This window comes from Roseateles sp. YR242 (assembly GCF_900109745.1).
Classification (GTDB): Bacteria; Pseudomonadota; Gammaproteobacteria; order Burkholderiales; family Burkholderiaceae_C; genus Roseateles.
This window is the reverse complement of the sequence record NZ_FOAV01000005.1, coordinates 54,930-68,324: the sequence shown is the minus strand read 5'-3', so window position 1 is coordinate 68,324 and position 13,395 is coordinate 54,930. Positions and strand designations below refer to the sequence as shown.

Sequence of the window (13,395 nt, the reverse complement as noted above, 5' to 3'; positions counted from 1 at the left end):
TAATATGGTTACCAATCCAACCCAAGTCGAGTTACATCGACCGCAGGCATGAACAAGACGCTACTCGACGTCACGGCACGCATCCGCGCCCGCAGCGCCGCCAGCCGCGAGCGCTATCTGGATCTCATCGATCGCATGTCCGGCCGACAGCGCGGCATTCAGCGCATGGGCTGCGCGAACGTCGCCCACGCGGTGGCCGCGCTACCGGAAAACGACAAACTGCGTATCGTCGCGGAGAAGGCGCCCCATCTGGGCATCGTCACCGCCTACAACGACATGCTGTCGGCCCATCAGCCCTACGAGTCTTATCCGGCGCTGATCCGCGACGAGGTGCACCGCCTCGGCGCCACGGCCCAGGTGGCCGGTGGCGTGCCGGCGATGTGCGACGGCGTTACCCAGGGCACGCCCGGCATGGAGCTGAGCCTGTTCTCGCGTGACACGATTGCCATGGGCACGGCCGTGGCGCTCTCGCATGATGTGTTTGACGGTGCGCTTCTGCTGGGCATCTGCGACAAGATCGTGCCGGGCCTGCTGATCGGCGCCTTGCACTTCGGCCATCTGCCCTGTGTGTTCGTACCGGCGGGGCCGATGAGCTCCGGCCTGTCCAACAACGACAAGGCCAAGGTGCGCGAGCTGTATGCACAGGGCAAGGTCGGTCGCGACGAGCTGCTCAAGGCCGAATCCGCCGCCTATCACGGCGCCGGCACCTGCACCTTCTACGGCACCGCCAACAGCAACCAGATGCTGCTGGAGGCCATGGGCCTGCATGTGCCGGGCGCGGCCTTTGTGCATCCGCATGATGGACTGCGTGAAGTGCTGACCCGCCAGGCCGTGCGCCAGTTGATGGAGATCATTCCCCAGCGCAACTACACACCGATCGGCAAGGTGGTGGATGAGCGCTGCATCGTGAATGCCATGGTGGCCCTGCTGGCCACCGGGGGCTCGACCAACCACCTGATCCACTGGGTGGCCGTGGCCCGATCCGCCGGCATCCTGATCGACTGGAGCGATTTCTCCGAACTGTCGGCCGTGGTGCCGCTGCTGGCCCGTGTCTACCCGAACGGCAGCGCCGACGTGAACCAGTTCCAGGCGGCCGGTGGCCCCGGCTTCGTGATTCGCGAGTTGCTGTCTGCCGGCGCGATGCACGGCGACGTGCTGACCAGCGTGTCCGGGCAGTCCCTGAGCGCCTTTGCCCGCCTGCCCGAGCGTGCCGAAGACGGCAACGTGCGCTGGCGCGATATGCCGGCCACCAGCAGCGATGAAGGCGTGCTGCGCACCGCCACTGCGCCGTTCTCGCCCACAGGCGGACTCAAGCTGCTGGCCGGCAACCTGGGCCGTGCAGTGATCAAGGTGTCCGCTGTGCCGGAGGACCGCCACACGGTGGAGGCCCCGGCCCGCATCTTCGACAGCCAGGAAGCCATGCAGAACGCCTTCAAGGCTGGCGAGCTGGAGCGGGACGTGGTGGTGGTGGTCCGCTTCCAGGGGCCGCAGGCCAACGGCATGCCGGAGCTGCACAAGCTCACCCCGCCGCTGGCGGTGCTGCAGGGCAAGGGGTTCAAGGTCGCGCTGGTGACGGACGGCCGCATGAGCGGCGCGTCCGGCAAGGTGCCTGCCGCTATCCATGTCAGCCCCGAAGCCTTGTCAGGCGGCCCGTTGGCCAAGCTGCGCGACGGCGATGTGGTGCGGGTCTGCGCCAACACGGGCGCGCTGACGGCGCTGGTGGACGAAGCCACCTGGGCCGCCCGGGAGATCGCCCAGATCACGCCTGAGGCGGTGGAAGACAACGGTGCCGGCATGGGCCGAGAGCTGTTTGCCGGCATGCGGCGCAATGTGTCCAGCGCGGAGCAGGGCGCGGTGACCTGGCTGTAAGCCGGCACAAGCCTGACAGCCCAAAGCCTCAAGGCCTCAAAGCCTTACATAGGAAAACAATCATCATGAGCGAGACCCTCGATACCCTGAGCCTGGCCCAACATGGCCCGGTGATCCCCGTCATCGTGATCGAGAAGCTGGAACATGCGGTTCCGCTTGCCAAGGCCCTGGTGGCCGGCGGCGTGAAAGTGCTGGAGGTGACGCTGCGCACCCCGGTGGCGCTGGAAGCCATTGCCGCCATCGCCCGCGAGGTGCCGGATGCCATTGTGGGCGCGGGCACCCTGCGCACCGCCGCTGATGCGGCCGCCGCGAAGAAAGCGGGCAGCCGTTTTGCGGTCAGCCCGGGCTTCACGCCGGAACTGGCGCGGGCCTGCGAGGCGCAGGGCCTGCCGCTGCTGCCCGGGGTGTCCACCGCCAGCGAAGTGATGCAGGCGGCGGATGCCGGTTATCGGTTCCTCAAATTGTTCCCCGCCACGGCGGTGGGCGGCACCAGCTTGCTGAAGGCACTGGCCGGGCCGTTCCCGGACATCATGTTCTGCCCCACGGGCGGCATCACGCCGCAGACCGCGCCGGACTTCCTGGCGCTGGCCAATGTGAAGGTGTGCGGCGGCTCGTGGCTGACACCGGCCGATGCCGTCAAGTCGGGCGACTGGGCCCGCATCACCCAGCTGGCCAAGGACGCAGGCGCGCTGCGCGCCTGATTCAAGTCAGCTCAGCCTGCCGTTGGCGGGCGCGGGGTGGGCGGATCGAAGATCAGGCAGGTGGTGCTGGCGTGGGCGTAGAGCTTCCCATCCGGCCCCACCAGATCCGCCTCAGCGGTGGCCATCTGCCGGCCCACGTGACGAACACGCCCGGTGGCCCGGACCAGAGGCACGCGCTCATTGAGCGCACGCACCAGGTTCACCTTGATTTCCAGCGTGGTGTAGCCACGGCCGGGTGCCAGCGTCGTGTGGACGGCGCAGCCCAGCGCTGAATCCAGCAGGGTGGCGAACCAGCCGCCGTGCACGGTGCCCAGTGGGTTGTAGTGGCGGAACTTCGGTGTGCCCTGAAACACGGCCAGCCCTTCGCCGACGGTCACCAGCGTGAAGTCCAGCGTCTGGGCAATCGGTGGCGGGGGCAGGCGGCCGTCCAGCAGGGCCTGCATCTGTTGCAGGCCGGTCAGCCCGGCAAGTTCTTCCGGGGTGGCCACGCCGTAGTCGTTGCGGATGCGGGCCCTGACCGCGCGCTCCTCGTCCTGCCACTGTGCCAGCACCTTGCCGAGCGCCTCTTCCGTCTGATGATTCATCGGAACTCCGTCTGCTTTGACTTTCAGCCGGAGGATACCGAGGGACGGGGTATTACGCACAGTCCCTGATTGATGGGCGGCGGCCTGATGCATCGCTTCCCGGCGAGGCGGGCAGGCCCGGCGTCTCGATTCAGTCCAGCGTGACGATGACCGGCGCGTGGTCGCTCGGGCGTTCGTTCTTGCGCGGGAGCTTGTCGATCACACAGGCGGTGACGCGCGGCTTCAGGGCTTCGCTGACGAGGATGTGGTCGATGCGCAGACCCTGGTTCTTGCGGAAGGCCAGGTTGCGGTAATCCCACCAGCTCCAGCTCTTGGGGGGCTGCTCGAAGAGGCGGAAGGCATCCACCAGGCCGCTGTCCACCAGTTGCTTGAAATGCTCACGCTCCTGCGGCGTGCAGTGGATCTGGCCCGCCCAGGCGACGGGGTCGTACACGTCACGGTCTTCCGGGGCGATGTTGAAGTCCCCCATCAACACCAGGTTCGGATGCGTCTTGAGCTCTTCGGTTACCCAGGCGCGCAGGCCGTCCAGCCACGCCATCTTGTAGACAAATTTTTCGCTGTCCGGGGCCTGGCCGTTGGGGAAATACGCGCCGATGACCCGCACGCCGTCCAAGGTGCCGGCGATGACCCGGGCCTGCTCGTCGGCATAACCGAGGATGTTGCGGACGATGTCGGTGGCGGGCACCTTGCTCAGCAGGGCCACGCCGTTGTAGGTCTTCTGACCGAACCATTGCACCTCATAACCGGCGTCCTGGATGGCTTGCGATGGGAACTTGTCATCCGTCAGCTTGGTCTCCTGCAGGACGATAGCGTCGACCGGGTTGGCGGCCAGCCAGTCCAACAGTTGCGGGAGCCGTACGGCAAGGGAATTGACGTTCCAGGTGGCGAATTTCATGGACTTCTTCGAATATTGGATCTGAAAGGATCTTTGGGAGATTGTTCTTCTGATTTTGTCCTGGTTACCATCCCGGCGCCCAAAACTTCACCCGAAAATCCTTCATAGAGACTGGAACCCTCGCGCAGCGACTGGAACCCTCGCGCCGCGGTGACGTCGCCCCTAGCTGCGCAGTCCCACCGCATCCCGCTCTGCGAGCGATTGCTTGCTGGCGTCCAGCCGGAACAGCTGGAGGGAATCACTGACGTTGTCCACCTGCCGCGTCAGTGCCTGAGCGGATGCGGCGAGTTCTTCCACCATCGCCGCGTTCTGCTGGGTCAGGCCATCAATGTGGGCCACCGCGCTGTTGACCTGGGACACGCCGCTTTGTTGTTCCACTGCTGCATGGCTGACGCGGTCGAGCAAGGCCTGTACTTCTTCAAAGCTGCTCACCACATCATGCATGTGTGTGCGGACCTGGCCTGTCTGTCGATTTCCGGCCTCCACGCGGCTGCCGGCTTCTTCGATCAGCTGCTTGATCTCTCGGGCGGCACCGCCGGTGCGGGCTGCCAGTGCGCGTACCTCGGCGGCCACCACGGCAAAACCGCGGCCCGCTTCGCCTGCGCGGGCGGCCTCGATGGCTGCGTTGAGGGCCAGAATGTTGGTCTGGAACGCCACACCTTCGATCACCTGGGTGATGTCACCGATTCGCCCGGATGACTCCGAGATGGAGCTCATCACCCCCACCAGCGCATCCACGGACTGGTTTCCGGCACGCGCACTGACTGCGGAACGGCGTACAAACTCCGCGCCTTGCTGCGCCGATGCAGCACTGTTCTGGACGGTGCCGTTGATTTCTTCCATTGATGCGGCGGTCTGCTGCACGCTGCCGGCTTGGGCCTCGGTGCGGGAGGACATGTCCAGGTTGCCGGCAGAGATCTCTGCAACCGCCTTGCGCAGTTGGTCCATTTCACCGGCCACGTCGCCAATCACGGTCTTCAGGTTGACGCTGAGCTGTCTGATGAGCTGGCGCAGTTGCCCAACGGGCGTGCCGTCCGGAGGGGTGATGTGCACATCCAGGTCGCCCCCGGCCAGTTGGGTGGCAACCAGCGCCAGCTCGTCGAGCGCATGGGCCTGCATGCGTCGCTGCAACAGCGGCGCGACCAGCCCTGCGGCAATAGCCAGCGGCAGCCCCCAGGCCACTGATGCGAATTGACCCAGGCCGAAGGCTGCTGCCGCCGCCCCTGCCGCCAGGATTCCAGGCCAACCCACCGCAGCAAACCCACGGCGCATGGCGGCGGCCGCGCGTCCCTGGAGATCCAGCCGGGTCACGACGCCATGACGCAGGCCCGTCACCGGGCGGGCCTCGGTGACTTGCTGGCGCATGGTGGCATACAGCTGTTCTGCGCTCGATACCTCCTGCCGGCTTGGCGCGACTCGCACCGAGAGAAAACCCACCGTCGTGCCGTTGCGAAACATGGGCGTGGCGTTGGCCATCACCCAGTAGTGGTCGCCGTCCTTGCGCCGATTCTTGACCATGCCGGTCCAAGGCTTCCCTGCGCCGATGGTGGCCCACATGTCGCGAAAGGCTTCCTGGGGCATGTCGGGATGTCGGACCAGGTTGTGGGGCTGCCCCAGCAACTCGTCCTTCGAATAACCACTGACTTCGATGAAGGTACTGTTGCAGTAGACGATGCGGCCTTTGAGATCGGTAACGGAGACAAGGGTCTTTCCCGCAGGGAACGGAAACTCCCTTTGCGTCACCGGCGTGTTCATTCTCATGGGGTGCTCCTGTCATGGCGGGTCTCGACCCTGGTGACGTGGGACTTCCGCTGCCCCCTGGAAGTCGGTGCGGTCTGCGGTCATCAATATCGAAAACGTTAGTTGATATTGATCTTGCGACCTTCGGCTTGATTTGCGTCAAGTGGTTGTGCGTCTTATGTGCCGCGCCCCGTTCTACCAGGACATCAGTCACACATCACGTGCAGGCAGGAATTCATCCCGCCCGTACAACGGCAGGCGAAATGAATGCCATCAACGCCGCGGACTGAACGTTCGGGGAAAGAAGACCGGCGCCGTCCGGTCCTTGAGGCGATAACCCATGGGAGGCCGGTTGGCATGGCTGTCCACCACGCCCACTTCCTCCAGGAAATCCGCCGCCATCATCCGCGTACGGAAGCCGCTCTTGTCCACTGGGCGGCCCAGCACCACCTCATAGGTGCGCTGCAACTGCGGAAGGGTGAAGGGCTCCGGCAACAGGAAGGCCGGCAAGGAGGTGTATTCCACCTTGCTGCGCAACCGTTCCACCCCGGCACGCAGGATGTCGGCATGGTCAAAGGCCAACGGCACTGGCGAAGCTGGCGGCATCAGCACCTCATCCACACCGAACCACGCCACAGCCGCAGCATTGGCGCCCTTGGTGATCTCCAGGCCATGCGCCGCAATCAGCGCGAAATAGGCATGCGTGGCGGACCACCCGCGCGGGTCTCGCATGGCGCTGCCCCAACTGCCCAACTGCTCCAGATAGGGGGAGGCCACCGCCGTCTTCTCCTGCAGCTTGCGCCGTGCACAAGCCTCCAGGTCGTCGTCCACCGCAATGTCGACGTAGCCACCCGGCAAGGCCCACTGGCCCGGGAAGGGCTCCGACGCACCGGACGGCCGCTGCACCAGCAGCACCTTCAGCGCGTCCTCCAGCACCGTGAGGATGAGAACGTCCACCGTGGTGAACGGGCGTGGGAAGTCCTGGGCAGGCGATTGCCGGACTTGCCTGCCTGCGGGTGCTGATTTTGTTGCCATCGGTGAGTGCGCTTGACGGTTCTGAATATGAGTTGTACTGTACGCCTAATTAAAAGATGTACAGAGCAACTAACGGCTGAGGCAACGATGCCCCTCAGTCTTCACCACGAAGGAGGACCCTCATGTTTGGCGTTCGTTTCATCAAGGCCCAACCGACCATTCACCTGATGCAGTTCCGCAGCGGCCGGCTCGCGCGGCAGGGGGCGGGTTTGTCGTTCTTCTATTACGGGCCTGCCAGCACGCTGGTGGCGGTGCCGGTGGCCAGCAACGACCGCCCGTTCATGCTGGAGCTGGTGACCTCGGACTTCCAGAGCGTCACCGTTCAGGGCCAGGTCACCTACCGCGTCAACGCGCCGCAGAAGACGGCGGCCCTGATGGACTTCTCGCTGCGGCCAGATGGCCGGACCTATGTGTCCCAGGATCCGGCGCGTCTGGCGGACCGGGTGGCCCAGCAGGCGGAGGTGATCGTGCAGCAGGCCGTGCAGGCACTGGACCTGAAGCAGGCGCTGCGCTCCTCAGCCTTGATTGCACGCACTGCCCAGCGCGAACTGGGGGCTCAGCCCGAAATCGCGGCGCTGGGCCTGGAGATCCTGGGGCTGTCGATTCTCAGCGTGAAGCCCACGCCGGACATCGCCCGCGCCCTGGAAGCCGAGGCCCGGGAATCCAACCTGCGCGCGGCTGACGATGCGGTCTACGCCCGGCGCATGTCCGCCGTGGAGAAGGAGCGGGCCATTCGCCAGAACGAACTGGACACCGAGATCGCCGTGGAGCACAAGCGCCGCGAGATCAGCGAGACACAGTTGGAAGCCAAGGCCGCCCTGATGCGCAAGGACAACCAGTTGCGCGCCGAGCAGATGGAGGCCGACATCGAATTGGAGGACAACCGCAAGGCCTTTGTCGCCGGGGCAGCGGCCAACAGCCGCACGCTGGCCGAAGCGGAAGCGCACCGTGTGGCGAGTGTGATGACCGCACTGAGCCAGGCGGACACCCGCGTGGTGCAGGCGCTGGCCGCCGTGGGCATGCAGCCGGCCCAATTGATCGCGCAGGCCTTTGGTGGCATTGCGGAGAACGCCGAGCGCATCGGCCAGTTCAACATGGCGCCCGAGCTGCTGCAGGCGCTGCTGGGGCACACCGAGGTGGCGTCCGCGCCCGTGCCACCCGCATCCAACCAGGGGAATGGCCGTGGCCGCAGCCGCTGACCGCAAGGTGGTGCTGGTCACCCGCCGCACCCGGCTGCAGGAGCTGGTGACCAAGTACCACACGCTGGCCCAGGCGCGCTTTTATATCGAACACCTGGGCGCCGATTTCACCGACTACGTGCAGGAGGACATGGCCTACGCGCAGAGCCTGCATGAGGTGGGCGAGGCGCTGCGCGCCTGGGGCCGGCACCAGTTGCTGGACCGTGCCCTGCTGCCCAACTTTGTGTTTGCGCCGGACGACATCGTGATGGCGCTGGGCCAGGACGGGCTGGTGGCCAACACCATGAAGTATCTGGAGGGGCAGCCACTGATCGGCGTGAATCCCGAACCGACGCGGTGGGACGGCCTGCTCCTGCCGTTCGAGCCCCGGCAGGTGCCGTCGCTGCTCAAGGCGGTGGCGCAGGAGCGCCGGCCCACCCGGTCGGTGACCATGGCCGAAGCCACCCTGTCCGACGGGCAGCGGTTGCGGGCCGTCAACGATCTGTTCATCGGGCCCCGCACGCATACGTCCGCGCTCTACGACATCACGCTGGGCAGCGTGGTGGAACACCAGTCGTCTTCGGGTGTCATTGTCTCGACCGGGCTGGGGTCCACGGCCTGGCTCAAGAGCGTGATGACGGGCTCCATGGCACTGGCCGCCGCCTCCGGGTGGGCAGGGCGGGGCGGGTATGAGCCCATGCCCTGGGACACGGACCACCTGGCGTTTGCGGTCCGGGAGCCGTTTCCCACGCAGCGCTCTCAGGCGACGCTCGTGTATGGGATGGTGAACCCCCGGCAACCGCTACGCATCCGTTCCCGCATGCCGGAACACGGAGTGATCTTCTCCGACGGGATGGAGGCGGATTTCCTGCGCTTCACGGCGGGCGTGGAGGCCACCATCGGCGTGGCGCCGACGCGGGGCGTTCTGGTGGTGTGAGCCGGGGCCTTCACGCAGGAGCGGCCTGCCGGGGCCCGCGGCGGGTCATCCCTCCATCAGATGCAGCTCACCGGCAGGTGACGGCGGCAGCAGATGGGCGGCGAATCCCTCCACACCAGGCGCCACATGCGCTTGCAGTGCATGGCGGCGCTCATCGAAATCCCCACCGTTCTGCGGCCGGTAACCGATAGGCGTCTCCTCGAACACGCCGTTCAAGCGCTGCGCCCAGGTCGCCAGCGTGTCCTGGACGGCCGCAGCGTCCATGCGCCCCGCGCCGTGAACCGCATGGGTGCGAAGCACCTCCATGCCGGGATAGAACAAGGTGCCATGGGTGATGGGGAAGAGCAGTTGGTCCAGCGGGCCGTTGATGCCGCGCGGGCCGTAGTCCTGGGCAGGGCCACCGGTCGTGACCGAGAGCAACGCACGTCGTCCGTGGAGGCCGCCCTCGCCATAGCGGTGGCGGTTGCCGGCGCCCCGATAGCCGTAGGCCAGGCCATAGGCCCAGACGCGATCGATCCAGCCTTTCATGATGGCCGGCATGCCGAACCACCACAGCGGAAACTGCAGGATCACCAAGTCCGCGGCCAGCAGCTTGCGCTGTTCCTCGACCACCTCGGGCGGCTGGGTCCCACCGCCGTAGGCGTGCCCGGATTCGGCAACGAAGGAGAGCCGGGTCGGGTCGAGCCGCTGCGGGAAGTCCTGCTCGTCATAAACCGCTTTCCACTGCATGGCATAGAGGTCTGACGCCATCACCTCGTGCCCTTGCGCTTCAAAGGCCTGCCGGGCCGTGTCCACCATGGACCGCGTGAGCGAGGTGGGCTCGGGCTGCGCGTGGACGATCAGGATCCGCCGGCGGCGGGGCAGCGGAATGGAGGAGTTGGAGGGGTTGGACGGGGTTGAAGGTGTGGAGTGCGTGGAGGGTATTGTCATGGCGGTGGGGCCCCTGTCTGGGGCGCTCTGAACAGCAATGCCCTCAGTCTGAGCCGTCCGCTGCCATCCGTGAAATCATGATTCGCATGGCCTACTATCCAGCCCATGGATACCAGCCGTCTCGATCTCAACCTGCTTGTGACCCTGGAAGCCCTGCTGGTGGAGCGCAACGTCACCCGTGCCGCCGCACGGCTGCATTTGAGCCAGCCCGCGGTCAGCGCGCAATTGAACCGCCTGCGCGACCTGTTCGACGACCCCTTGCTGCTACCGGCCCAGCGCGGCATGACGCCCACGGCCAAGGCGCTGGATCTGCTGGGGCCATTGCGGGCGTCGCTGGACCAGGTGCGTGGCGCAGTGGCGGCCAATCTGGATTTCGATCCCGCCACGGCCGACCTGACACTGACCATCGCCGCCTCCGACTACATGCAGACCGCACTGGTGCAGCCGCTGGTGCTGCGGCTGCTTCAACGGGCGCCGGGGGTCCGGGTGGCTGTTCGGCACATGGATCCGCACCAGATCGATGGTCAACTGGCCCGTGGTGATGTGGATGTGGGCTTCCTCATGCCCAGCGAGGCACCAGCGTCCGCACGGTTGCGGCATCTGTTCCATGAGCGTTATGTGCTCATCGCGCGGCGAGGACACCCGGAGCTTCAGGGCCAGGGCCAGGGCAAGACCAGGGGCAAGGACAAGGACAAGTGCTCACTGACCCCCAGGCGTTTTGCCTCGCTGGCACAGGTGATGGTGTCGCCCGCCGGTGGCGCGTTCACCTCACCGGTGGACCATGTGCTGGCTGCCCACGGCCTCCAGCGCCGGGTGGTGCTCTCTGCCGCTTCATTCCTCTTTGTGCCGGGCATCGTGGCCAGGTCCGATCTGGTGGCGCTGGTGCCCGAGCGGCTGGTCAAGGGTCGCGCAGCAGGGCTGCAGGTGCTGGCCTGCCCGCTACCCATCGAGGGTTTCGAGATGGCCATGGTCTGGCATGAGCGCAACCATGGGCACCTCGCCCAGCGATGGCTGCGCGACGAGATCCTGGCGGTGGCTGCGGGGGGCTAAGCGCAGCGGGGCAAGGACCGGCCGTGGGTCACGGCTGCGACTTCCCCGCCGCTTCCTTCGCCGGCACCAGCGCGGGCGGCGGCTCGTCCTGCAGGATGGTGCGTACATTGGCGGGCAGCGCCTGCTGGCGGGCACGGATCATGTCGTAGCGGTCCATGGTGAGCCGTTCCGAGGCGTCGTCGTCCAGCATGATCACCGGGCGGAGGAACACCAGCAGGTTGGTCTTCTTGCGCGTATGGCTGCGGCTGCTGAACAGCCCGCCGACCAGCGGCAGCCGCCCCAGGCCGTAGAGGTGATCCGCATCGGCGGTGTCGCTGTCCTCGATCAAGCCGCCCAGCACGATGATCTTGCCGTCCTTCACCGTGACCGTGGATTCCACCGACCGCTTATTGGTGGTGGGGCCCGCATTGGACGTGCCTGGCGTGGTGGTGGAGGAGACCGAGGAAGACTCCTGGTAGATGGTCAGCCGGATGCTGCCATTGGGCCCGATCTGCGGACGGATGCGCAGCGTGATGCCCACATCCTTGCGTTCGATGGTCTGGAACGGCGTGGAGCTGCTGGTAGAGGTGTACGAACCGGTGACGAACGGGACGTTCTGGCCCACCACGATCTTGGCCTCCTCGTTGTCCAGGGTCACCAGATTGGCCGTGGAGAGGATGTTGGTGCCGGACATGGATTCCAGCGCCGTCACCACCGTGCCCAGGGTGAGGTCGGTGGTGGCGCTGATGTTGAAGATTTCCTTCCACTGGATGCCCACATCCAGGGCCTTGCTGGCGTCCACCTCCACGATCAGGGATTCCACATAGACCTGGGCCCGGTTCGAATCCAGCTGCTCCACGATGGCGCTCAGCTCACGGAAGCGCGGTTCGGAGGCGGTCACGATCAGCGCATTGGTGGCCGGGTCCGCCTGGATGAATCCCCCCGTGGACGGTTCCGCCGCTGCCGCCACCGGCGTGGTGGCCTGCTTGCTGGTGGCGCTGCTGCTGGACGAGGAACTGTCGGAACTGCTGCTGGAACCACCGCTGGACATGGATGCAAAGGCGGTGGAGGGCGTGCTGCCGCCGGACTTGCCACTGCTGCCGCCACCGTCCTGGCTGGAGAGGCCGTTGTTGGTGTCCTGCGCGGAGAAGGCCGCACGCAGCACCGAGGCCAGCCGGGTGGCTTCGGCATGCTTGAGATAGATCACATGGATGGTGCTGCCGGCAATGCCGTTGCTGCCAGGCTTGTCCAGCCGCGACACCAGCGCGCGGATGGCCTGCAGCCGGGCCTGGTTGGGGGCCCGAACCAGCAGCGCGTTGCTGCTGATATCGGCATAGACCTGCGCACTGGCCGTGCCACCGGCCGCCGCGGACGGGCTCTGGCCGCCTGCAGGCTGGGCACTGCCGCCGCTGCCCGTGCCGCCGCTTGACTGGCCTTGTGCCCGCTGCACGCCGTCCAGCATCTTCGAGACGATCTGCGCCACCGTGGCCGCCTGAAGATACTTGAGCGGGATCACCTCCACATCGGTGGCGCTGGGCGTGTCCAGCGCTGCAATGATGGCGGCCAGGCGAGCCTGGTTGTCCGCATAGTCCGTGATCACCAGCGAGTTGTTGCCGGCATTGACGTTGATGGTGTTGTTGGCCGTGATCAATGGCCGCAGCACGGCCAGCAGGTTGCTGGCGTTTTCGTACTGCAGCTGGAAGATGCGGGTGACGACCTGGTCCTGCGCCCGGGACTCGGTGCCGGCCACCACGGTGCCGGACTGCACCTTGGCATCGCCTTCGGGCACGATCTTGAGCAGGCCGGCACTCTCCACCACGGCATAACCAAGGCCGCGCAGGGTGCCGACGAAGAACTGGTAGACCTGTGCACGGGTCAGGCCCTCGTCGCTGACCAGGGTCATCTTGCCCTTGACGCGTGGGTCGACCAGGATGGGGCGACCGAGGATGGCTGCCACGGCACGGGCGACGGCATCCACGTCCGCGTCAATGAACTTGACGATGGCGAGCGAGGACTCGCGGGCGGCGGCAGCCTTGCTGCCGGTTTTGCCACTGGTTCTGGCGCCCGCCTTGGCCGATGGCTTCAACGGCGGCGTGACTGGCGGGGCGGCTGATGGGGCGTACGACCACGTGGCGGTCCCGGGGGCTTCCGCACCACCCGGTGCCGAAGCCGTGGCGGCCGGGCTGGAGGGTGAGCGGCCCGTGGACGCTGCATCGGCGAGCATGGGCATGCCACACAGTGCGGCACTGAGGCTGAACACAATCGCGCGGGGGGTGCGCGGGCGGGCTACATCGGGGGCTGTGATCTTCAACTTCTCGACACGCGGGCAGCGGCCGCCCGGGACGTCGGGCGGTCAGGCTGGCCATTTCAACCGCCCCGGGTTGCTGGGCCGTTGCCTGTGAAGCGAGAGTTGTGAAGCAGCGGCGGGTCAAAAACACCACCGTGACACACCGTGGTGAGAAGCCTCGGGCTGTGTGCAGTCCCGCGGCTGCACCGT

Annotated in this window: 11 protein-coding genes; 5 read left to right on the top strand and 6 right to left on the bottom strand. The window is 66.3% G+C overall.

Annotated elements, in window-relative coordinates:
- Positions 1 to 48 precede the first annotated feature (48 nt).
- On the top strand, positions 49 to 1,869 hold the full coding sequence (gene edd, locus BMY53_RS11605) for a phosphogluconate dehydratase (RefSeq protein WP_092946649.1): 1,821 nt from the start codon (positions 49 to 51) through the stop codon (positions 1,867 to 1,869).
- A gap of 65 nt (positions 1,870 to 1,934) precedes the next feature.
- Positions 1,935 to 2,570 carry a bifunctional 4-hydroxy-2-oxoglutarate aldolase/2-dehydro-3-deoxy-phosphogluconate aldolase gene (locus BMY53_RS11600; protein ID WP_092946648.1) on the top strand — a complete coding sequence of 212 codons (636 nt, stop codon included), beginning with the start codon at positions 1,935 to 1,937 and terminating at the stop codon, positions 2,568 to 2,570.
- An 11-nt stretch (positions 2,571 to 2,581) separates the two neighbouring features.
- Here the strand turns inward: BMY53_RS11600 and BMY53_RS11595 are convergent, their stop codons facing one another.
- From BMY53_RS11595 to BMY53_RS11580, 4 genes are all read right to left on the bottom strand, one after another.
- Positions 2,582 to 3,154, bottom strand: a complete 573-nt coding sequence (locus BMY53_RS11595; protein ID WP_092946647.1) for a PaaI family thioesterase — start codon at positions 3,152 to 3,154, stop codon at positions 2,582 to 2,584.
- 130 nt (positions 3,155 to 3,284) lie between these two features.
- Positions 3,285 to 4,049: an exodeoxyribonuclease III gene (gene xth, locus BMY53_RS11590; protein WP_092946646.1), complete on the bottom strand. Its 765-nt coding sequence runs from the start codon at positions 4,047 to 4,049 to the stop codon at positions 3,285 to 3,287.
- A gap of 162 nt (positions 4,050 to 4,211) precedes the next feature.
- The gene (locus tag BMY53_RS11585) at positions 4,212 to 5,810 is read right to left on the bottom strand and encodes a methyl-accepting chemotaxis protein (protein WP_092946645.1); all 1,599 of its coding nucleotides are present in this window, start codon (positions 5,808 to 5,810) and stop codon (positions 4,212 to 4,214) included.
- Between the two features lie 252 nt (positions 5,811 to 6,062).
- The gene (locus BMY53_RS11580; RefSeq protein ID WP_092946644.1) at positions 6,063 to 6,824 is read right to left on the bottom strand and encodes an NUDIX hydrolase; all 762 of its coding nucleotides are present in this window, start codon (positions 6,822 to 6,824) and stop codon (positions 6,063 to 6,065) included.
- A 122-nt stretch (positions 6,825 to 6,946) separates the two neighbouring features.
- Here BMY53_RS11580 and BMY53_RS11575 point away from each other — a divergent pair, with 122 nt between their 5' ends.
- A complete protein-coding gene (locus tag BMY53_RS11575; RefSeq protein WP_092946643.1) occupies positions 6,947 to 8,023 on the top strand; it encodes an SPFH domain-containing protein in 1,077 nt (358 codons plus the stop codon).
- The gene (locus BMY53_RS11570; RefSeq protein WP_092946642.1) at positions 8,001 to 8,939 is read left to right on the top strand and encodes a diacylglycerol kinase catalytic domain-containing protein; all 939 of its coding nucleotides are present in this window, start codon (positions 8,001 to 8,003) and stop codon (positions 8,937 to 8,939) included. Before BMY53_RS11575 ends, BMY53_RS11570 begins: the two co-directional genes overlap by 23 nt.
- A 45-nt stretch (positions 8,940 to 8,984) precedes the next feature.
- Here the strand turns inward: BMY53_RS11570 and BMY53_RS11565 are convergent, their stop codons facing one another.
- Positions 8,985 to 9,869 carry an NAD(P)H-dependent oxidoreductase gene (locus BMY53_RS11565; protein ID WP_092946641.1) on the bottom strand — a complete coding sequence of 295 codons (885 nt, stop codon included), beginning with the start codon at positions 9,867 to 9,869 and terminating at the stop codon, positions 8,985 to 8,987.
- 105 nt (positions 9,870 to 9,974) lie between these two features.
- Between BMY53_RS11565 and BMY53_RS11560 the strand changes: the two genes are divergently transcribed.
- The gene (locus BMY53_RS11560) at positions 9,975 to 10,919 is read left to right on the top strand and encodes a LysR family transcriptional regulator (protein WP_092946640.1); all 945 of its coding nucleotides are present in this window, start codon (positions 9,975 to 9,977) and stop codon (positions 10,917 to 10,919) included.
- Positions 10,920 to 10,947: 28 nt separating this feature from the next.
- Here the strand turns inward: BMY53_RS11560 and BMY53_RS11555 are convergent, their stop codons facing one another.
- Positions 10,948 to 13,128 (bottom strand): secretin N-terminal domain-containing protein, encoded by a 2,181-nt coding sequence (locus BMY53_RS11555; protein ID WP_092946639.1) that lies wholly within the window; start codon positions 13,126 to 13,128, stop codon positions 10,948 to 10,950.
- Between the last annotated feature and the right edge of the window lie 267 nt (positions 13,129 to 13,395).

Coding starts and splice junctions, on each gene's coding strand:
- BMY53_RS11595 (WP_092946647.1), bottom strand. CDS start 3,154: ATGAATCATCAGACGGAAGAGGCGCTCGGCAAGGTGCTGGCACAGTGG.
- xth (WP_092946646.1), bottom strand. CDS start 4,049: ATGAAATTCGCCACCTGGAACGTCAATTCCCTTGCCGTACGGCTCCCG.
- BMY53_RS11560 (WP_092946640.1), top strand. CDS start 9,975: ATGGATACCAGCCGTCTCGATCTCAACCTGCTTGTGACCCTGGAAGCC.
- BMY53_RS11600 (WP_092946648.1), top strand. CDS start 1,935: ATGAGCGAGACCCTCGATACCCTGAGCCTGGCCCAACATGGCCCGGTG.
- edd (WP_092946649.1), top strand. CDS start 49: ATGAACAAGACGCTACTCGACGTCACGGCACGCATCCGCGCCCGCAGC.
- BMY53_RS11575 (WP_092946643.1), top strand. CDS start 6,947: ATGTTTGGCGTTCGTTTCATCAAGGCCCAACCGACCATTCACCTGATG.
- BMY53_RS11580 (WP_092946644.1), bottom strand. CDS start 6,824: ATGGCAACAAAATCAGCACCCGCAGGCAGGCAAGTCCGGCAATCGCCT.
- BMY53_RS11565 (WP_092946641.1), bottom strand. CDS start 9,869: ATGACAATACCCTCCACGCACTCCACACCTTCAACCCCGTCCAACCCC.
- BMY53_RS11555 (WP_092946639.1), bottom strand. CDS start 13,128: ATGCCCATGCTCGCCGATGCAGCGTCCACGGGCCGCTCACCCTCCAGC.
- BMY53_RS11570 (WP_092946642.1), top strand. CDS start 8,001: ATGGCCGTGGCCGCAGCCGCTGACCGCAAGGTGGTGCTGGTCACCCGC.
- BMY53_RS11585 (WP_092946645.1), bottom strand. CDS start 5,810: ATGAGAATGAACACGCCGGTGACGCAAAGGGAGTTTCCGTTCCCTGCG.